Consider the following 6,882-nt stretch of genomic DNA (forward strand, 5'->3'; position numbering starts at 1 on the left):
CGTTCCTCCATCATTTCCACTAAATCACGAAAACTGAGGTTGTACCGTAGGTACCATCTTACCGTTAACAAAATAATATCAGGCTGATAATGTTTCCACTTGAATAGGTTTTGCTTTTCCATACTGATCACGTCCTTTTTAGAGTACTAGTATCAGTATGTCCAAGTTTCAGAGATTAGTTACATAAATCTTATAGTTTTCGCACCAGAACCCCGAATTGTTACCTCTCTACCTTTCCTTAAAATAATAAGCATGGCGCTATAGTAGTTATTAAAAGTATGGTTTTTAGATAGTAAATATAATCTTGTTTAATCAAACAAATTTTTTAGTTCTTTAACAATAGAAAATTGAGTAAAAATGCTATTTGATATGTAGGTTTATAAGATCAACGTTCGTAGCATGCTTTTGATCAAACTTTATTACAAAAGAACATTTTGTTACAGGCGATTTAGTAAAGGTAAAAGACGTATTGTGAAGTGACATAGCGTTATAGCAATGAAATTCATAATTAAAAGGGCTTCTTTGGTTGAAGTCCTTTTTTATTCTTATATATAAGTTGACATGCTCTTTTTAACTGTAGCTTTTTAAAAAAGATTGATAAAAATCACCTCTTTAGTTATTCTTTGAGGTGATTTTTTTATTAGACATTTATATTGAAATTGATTTTTATCTTGTGAAGAATTGCACTTAAATTAACGGCGCAGGTTATTTGAACACTTTTATAACTAAAATGGTTCAAATAATGAAATATTTCGTTACGTCAAGTACCATTATTAACTACTTGACGCTTGGCTTGCAAAAGGTTAATATGAAACTAACTTCACGTGAAGCAAACTTCACTTCAGGAGAATAAGTTGGTTAGGAGAGGTATATTTGAAAAATCTATTCATGCAGCGACTTTTATTATCGATCTTATTAATGGTAATTGGGTTCATTCAAGTAATTCTCGATACATCAGTAGGATTTAATAATGGCTATATCACAGTATTGTTAGGTGGAATAATTTTGTTGTTCTCAACAATTTCTAACATTAAATCCCGAAAGAATAAATCACTAGAAAAGGAATTAGCAAAGGAATATGACGAAAGAGATGCTTTAATTGATGGAAAAGTTGCTCGATTTACCTTGTATATCCTGATGCCCGAAATTTTCATTCTTATGTTTTTAACTAATTTTGTGCTAATCCCAACAAATACTACATTATTTATTATTGTAATATCTTTAATGATTATTGAATTTGGATCTAGAAAATATTATACTCATGTCCTTTAATTAGGAGGTATTTATGGAAAATAGAGTAAAGGAATTACGAGTAGAGCATGGAATAACACAACAAGAGTTAGCTGATAGAGTAAGTGTATCTTCAAGAACAATCATCTCATTAGAAAAACAAAAATATAATCCATCTGTACTACTTGCATATAAAATAGCTTCAGTTTTTAATTTATCAATTGAAGAAACTTTTATTTTTGATGAGGATGACAAATAACACATTTCATAATGATGCACATATAAAATAAACAACGGAGGAATTTAAGGGATGTATATTATAGGACTTATTTTTGGGATAGTTTTAGTAGTTTGGGGTATTTATCGTATGAGAACAGATGATGGCTTATTTGGAAAAAATAAGAAAACCAAAAACTTATTCAATTTACTGTTAATGGGAGAAGCTTCAGGAATAGGACAATTTTCGGGTGGAATTATCTTAATTATTGCAGTAATTATTGGGTTTTTTGTGAAGTAGAAATAAATAAGAATTTCAATTTCCCACTGAAATATTGTGAATGAAATCACTTGAACAAAAGGGTGCAAGAGTTGAAAATCCAGCTGCCGAAGTCATAGGCAGCTTTTCTTATTGGGGGACTTTTTTTATAATTTCATAATTTACTAGAGGTTGTTGTGACTTTGAAATAAAGTTGAACTGTTTATAAAAAAGATGAACCGGAATTTCCTATCTCTATAAAGAAGGGATTTCGGTTTTTCTTGTGGATTAAGAGCCTATTAAGTGATAATAAAGTTATTCCATTAAAGGGCGCGTTTGCAGAATAAGGCTTATTAAAATGATCAAACTTTTTTATAAAAATCTCATACTTATCTAAAAAGAGTAACTCCATTTTGATCAATCTTTTTTCGAAATGGATTTTTTGAAGTTGCTGTTAGATAAGGATTGAGGGATATTTTTTAATCAATCTTTATCCCAAAGCTACACCAGTTAAATTAGCCAAAATAATAAAAAGTAGCATGGCATAACGCTATGTTACTCTTTTTATTTCTTAGCATCTTGTCAGACTGTGACAATCATTTTAAAACCACCAAAAAATCCATAATTAAATGCATGAGATAACAAATGGTTATATTTTTGTACGTTATAAATAATGATGTTCGTATTGCAAAACTTATACTTACAAAAAGACATTGTATATAGTTATAGTCGTATGTAGGTAAGTGTATTAACCCAAAAATAATACTACTTATAAAAATTGAAAATACCATAACAAATTTCCCAGTTGGTGCAATACGTTTTCCACTCATATAGAAAAGGAAAAAAATCGAAAAAAATAGTAACTCTTCACCAATTAACTGAATAGCAAAGCTTGATAATGAGAGAATTGAAAAAGGATCTATGCTATTCAAGCCAGGGTTTGAATTTATTTGTTTCGAAAGTTGTTCCACAATGAAGTAGATATTTTCACGGTATATAAGGAAACAGATTAATAGAGCAATTATACCGAGAATTAGAAATGCAACCAGCATCATTATCGATGCACCTATAAATTCACGTTTAAATTGTTTCCATGGTATTTTGAATAGGATAACCAATTGGTTTCTAAAAATAGAACTAAAAGATGCAAGGATTATAAATGTGAATATTACCCTGAAAGCAAAAGAACTTATTTGTTCTGAAGGAGTGTCAATCGGTAATGAATTAATAATCGTATTACGATTAAGCACAAGCCAAACAGAGAAGAAGCCAAGGGTTACTAAGAAAATTAATGATTTTATAGATTTGTTCTGTAATATTTCGTCTACAAAATTAGTGTTGGAATACATCGATACCCTCTCTTTCATATTTCTTATGTTACTTTTTGTTTGGATCTATATTTATCATTTGAATTTGAAAGATATCACTGTATGTTATGCCCAGGACTCGCATCTCTTCTTTCAATGAACGCCAGGGTTCAATCTTGATAGATTTAGTGGTTTGATCTCGTAAGGTATATTCGTGTATATAATATGATTCCTCGTTTTTTCTCATGTATATCCTTTGTTCCTCCTTAAAATAATTAAAAATCTGTAGATATATAAAAATTACACATTAAGTACTAATTTCTAATCTGCATTTACTTTGGTTTTCTTATAGTAATCGTAATATCTTTTTAAGGATAAGTGAGTTTTAAAGCCAATTTGCTGCATGATTTGTTCAGTGGTGTTTTTCTGTTTGATTTTCCTTAAAACAAAGGTGTTTCGAAAATGTTGAGCAGAAATTCCCTTTCGAAGATTAGCACGTTTCACTTCTAAACGAATCATTTTTTGTACCGAGATTTCAGGGCATCATCGTCATAGCTCCAATGGTATGTCCCACGAGTGAAATCAAAAGCAACAAATAATGGATCGTTACTGTGATACTTAGGACGAACAGGTTCAGGAATGGTTTTATAATAATGATATAAATGTAATTTGTCTTCTTCTTTCAAATGGATGGTGCGGTTTAATTTTGAGTCTTCAGGAATAGATAACGTATTACTTTCGAAATGTACATGTTTCATTTGCAAAGATACAAGTTCTCGTAAAGATAATCCGTAGTCCAGGAGTAGGATTATAATAGAAAGATTACGTTCTATTATCATAGGGCGTGTAGAACTTTGCTTTTCTGTTAGGCCTTCTAATGAAGAAGCTACTTGTTTTAGGCGTTTCTCCTCTTGTGGAGAAATGAAATCTTCTTTACGCAATGCACGATTAGGTGGATCTATATGAACAACACTTTCTATCGGGCTTGGTAAATCTAAGTATTCGTACAACCTGTTTAGGACGATGTATATACGGTGTACAGTTTTATCAGAGTATTGGCGTTCTTCTTTTAAATAGTCAAAAAATGCTTTGAAATCTTTTTTGTGTAGTGATTCCCAAATATTATTTTCAGTGAACTTTTTTGATTGGTGCAGCCATCGAATAAAACTTTCCACATCGTATATATAACGCTTGATCGTAGAGGGTTTTCTTCCTTTCTCAGATAAAAAAGTAGAAAAGCCCTGGATTGTATTTTGGTTTTTATGTTTTATCATAGTCAATCATCCTATTTTTCTAAGTTTTTGACACGAACATATCCTACGCTTTTGTTATATCTACATTCCATCTGATTTTCTTTGCAGCTCAAGAATATCAGGTCTACGCTCTTTACTCATTTGTTTTACAGGCCAAAACAAATCGGCAAGATACCACAGAATACGAGCATCCATATCTAGTTTCTTTTTACATGTTTTCCACAGTAACTCCATGTCTATATCGAAATCTATTGGTGGGATATCATGTGCCATTTCTAATTGGAAAATAGCTGTAATTTCATTTTTTTTATTCTCTAGAAAACGATAAGCATAGGTATAAGCATCCTTTTCACACCAAGGTAATTCATCGAAAGTATCCGCAGTCTCCATATAATTCAAGTGATAATCACTTTGTAAAGTTGACCATCTTTCCCTAAAGAAGTTCAATTGCTCACAATGTCTCAACTCATGAACTAACAAAAATACAAGAGTCCAATACAATTGGTCTAAACCATATCTATTTATAATTAGGTCTTCAAATATAACGACTATATTTTTTTTATTCCACTTATATTGCTTATTACTATTGCCAAAAAAACCACCTTCAGCTCCAGCGTCTAAAACGGCACGCACTTCTTTTTCAAATTGCGGTGTTAGACGATTGCGTGTAAAGAACTCTTCTGTAGTTGTTATGTAAATTTCAACCCGTAACGTTCTTATTTGTATTGGCATTAAGTTTAGAATTTGTATCAATTGTAGTTCAGAAGCATATCTTTCTTGATTATAAATTTCCACTATTTTCTCCCACTCCTCTATTTTCTATCTATCTCTTGTTCATAGCGTTTAACGACCCGATAAAAAGTAGGGCTAGTCATATTGCATCTTTTCATAGCGTATAGCGCTGTGATCTTACCTTCATTCCATTGATTATAGGAATCGATGAATTCTTGGGTTATCTCGGTTTTAGGTCTCCCTAAATGCTTTCCCTTTTTCTTTGCTGATTCAATGCCTTCACGTTGGCGAGTTTTTATTTTCGTTCGTTCTTCTTCAGCAAGCCAGGATAAGATTTGGAGTACCAAATCAGTAATAAGATTCCCCAAACTATCTTTATATTGAGTTGTATCTAGAAGCGGCATGTCTAATACGACAATATGAGCTTGTATACTTTGGGTAATATCTTTCCATTCCTGAAGGATAGCTTCTTTATTTCTTCCGAAACGATCTAGGGAATGAATATATAAAATATCATTTTTTCTTAACATGCGTTTTAAGAGTTGGTATTGCTCACGGTTAAAATCTCTTCCGCTTTGCTTATCGATAAAAATATCTCGCTCGTCAGTAATGAGGTGTTTCATTGCTTCAAGTTGACGATCTTCATTTTGATCTTTGCTACTAACTCTTATATATCCGAATTTTCTTGTATTCAAAATAAATAGACATCCTTTCAAAAGTGCTTCTAATGAAATTATAACAAAAATCACTTCAAAAGGTATCAATAATTATTTAGTACTCCAAAAGTGTATTTTTAAACCTTTTGAAGTACTAAATTCAGTAGAGTTTACACTACTAAAAAAGGTGTACCTTTTGAAGTGGTGTTGTAGAGTTTTTTTTACAAAGAAGTAAATAAGGTAAATAACTGCATATAGTTATAATTAATTAGCGTAAAAGAATCCAGAACCGTATTATTTTATAAATAGAAAAAAGAACTCGTTTTGGTGTGGCATTAAAACAAAGTTTGATAATATGTAAAAAAGTTTGATCAAAATCCTGTGTTGATGTGCAGGGTTTTTTCTTATTCAGCAATCGGGCCAGATTGTGAAGCAATACCCACTTGAGTAACTTAATTCAAATGGGTTCTTTTTATTTTATAATCAATTAAACAAATTAAACAAATTATAAAAATTATTCTTAATAAAATTTAACATTAGTTTAATATTATTTAAAAAAATATGTTAAAGTAATATTAATAAAAATAAACGGAGGGCAAAGCTGTGGATATTAACAATATTCCAAACTGGATTTTAGCCTTGGAAAATGAGGATTTAGAGTTTGTTAAAAACTTAGTACTTCATTCGGGTTCTTTAAAAGAGATTGCAAAGGTTTATGAGGTATCATACCCAACAGTAAGACTTAAACTTGATCGATTAATCGATAAAATAAAAATGAATGATGCCGTAGAAAACGAGGGATTTATTAAATTTATCAAGAGCCTGTCGATTGATGATCGCATAAGTGTAGAGGATGCAAAATTGATTATTGAAAAATATAAACAAGAAAGAGATGGGGAATAATGGTTCTTATTTATGCTGGTATTTTAGCTGTTCAATTTTTCTTATCAAGTAGAAACAATATCTATTGGGGGGCAATTTTACCAGTAGCACATATTGTATTTCTAACATGGTTGTTTATAACGAATCGTATTGAAAGTACTATTGGTTTTATCCTTTATCTATTATTAGGGATGTTTTTCTTATGTATAGAATGGAATCTAGGTAGAAAGTATTTTCATAAGAAGATACAAAAAGAATTGGATAAAATGAAAACTCACGACATGAAATAGAGAAAATAGTTGTTAAATATGCGCATATTAATTCGTATTTTCTATATTCCACAATCG

At 30.8% G+C, this 6,882-nt stretch carries 9 protein-coding genes and 2 pseudogenes; 6 read left to right on the forward strand and 5 right to left on the reverse strand.

Annotation, left to right across the window (positions count from 1 at the left end; genetic code table 11):
• Nucleotides 1-122: pseudogene (locus FT637_RS29075) on the reverse strand (IS6 family transposase); the annotation flags it as partial.
• A 587-nt stretch (nucleotides 123-709) separates the two neighbouring features.
• Here FT637_RS29075 and FT637_RS29080 point away from each other — a divergent pair.
• Genes FT637_RS29080 through FT637_RS29095 form a run of 4 tightly spaced genes read left to right on the forward strand, consistent with a single transcriptional unit; the run spans nucleotide 710 to nucleotide 1,747 of the window.
• Nucleotides 710-853 (forward strand): hypothetical protein, encoded by a 144-nt coding sequence (locus tag FT637_RS29080; RefSeq protein WP_193649193.1) that lies wholly within the window; start codon nucleotides 710-712, stop codon nucleotides 851-853.
• Between the two features lie 20 nt (nucleotides 854-873).
• On the forward strand, nucleotides 874-1,272 hold the full coding sequence (locus FT637_RS29085; protein WP_193649194.1) for a hypothetical protein: 399 nt from the start codon (nucleotides 874-876) through the stop codon (nucleotides 1,270-1,272).
• 13 nt (nucleotides 1,273-1,285) lie between these two features.
• Nucleotides 1,286-1,489 carry a helix-turn-helix transcriptional regulator gene (locus tag FT637_RS29090; protein WP_193649195.1) on the forward strand — a complete coding sequence of 68 codons (204 nt, stop codon included), beginning with the start codon at nucleotides 1,286-1,288 and terminating at the stop codon, nucleotides 1,487-1,489.
• 51 nt (nucleotides 1,490-1,540) lie between these two features.
• Entirely contained in the window at nucleotides 1,541-1,747 is a 207-nt protein-coding gene (locus FT637_RS29095) for a hypothetical protein (RefSeq protein ID WP_193649196.1), read from the forward strand.
• Nucleotides 1,748-2,301: 554 nt separating this feature from the next.
• Here the strand turns inward: FT637_RS29095 and FT637_RS30725 are convergent.
• The 4 genes and pseudogenes from FT637_RS30725 to FT637_RS29110 form a co-directional block, all read right to left on the reverse strand.
• Nucleotides 2,302-3,072: a type II CAAX prenyl endopeptidase Rce1 family protein gene (locus FT637_RS30725; protein ID WP_413773252.1), complete on the reverse strand. Its 771-nt coding sequence runs from the start codon at nucleotides 3,070-3,072 to the stop codon at nucleotides 2,302-2,304.
• A gap of 261 nt (nucleotides 3,073-3,333) precedes the next feature.
• Nucleotides 3,334-4,286 (reverse strand): annotated as a pseudogene (locus tag FT637_RS29100) (tyrosine-type recombinase/integrase).
• A 60-nt stretch (nucleotides 4,287-4,346) separates the two neighbouring features.
• Nucleotides 4,347-5,060, reverse strand: a complete 714-nt coding sequence (locus tag FT637_RS29105; RefSeq protein WP_193649197.1) for a hypothetical protein — start codon at nucleotides 5,058-5,060, stop codon at nucleotides 4,347-4,349.
• 17 nt (nucleotides 5,061-5,077) lie between these two features.
• Nucleotides 5,078-5,692, reverse strand: coding sequence for a recombinase family protein (locus FT637_RS29110; protein WP_193649198.1), 615 nt, complete (start codon nucleotides 5,690-5,692; stop codon nucleotides 5,078-5,080).
• Nucleotides 5,693-6,256: 564 nt separating this feature from the next.
• Here FT637_RS29110 and FT637_RS29115 point away from each other — a divergent pair.
• Together FT637_RS29115 and FT637_RS29120 are read left to right on the forward strand one after the other, a co-directional pair.
• Nucleotides 6,257-6,556, forward strand: a complete 300-nt coding sequence (locus tag FT637_RS29115) for a DUF2089 family protein (protein WP_002191958.1) — start codon at nucleotides 6,257-6,259, stop codon at nucleotides 6,554-6,556.
• Complete coding sequence (locus FT637_RS29120) at nucleotides 6,556-6,825, forward strand: hypothetical protein (RefSeq protein WP_078181609.1); 270 nt, start codon at nucleotides 6,556-6,558, stop codon at nucleotides 6,823-6,825. Before FT637_RS29115 ends, FT637_RS29120 begins: the two co-directional genes overlap by 1 nt.
• The last annotated feature ends 57 nt before the right edge of the window (nucleotides 6,826-6,882 follow it).

This window comes from Bacillus cereus, from assembly GCF_015071065.1.
GTDB classification, from domain to species: domain Bacteria; phylum Bacillota; class Bacilli; order Bacillales; family Bacillaceae_G; genus Bacillus_A; species Bacillus_A cereus_BA.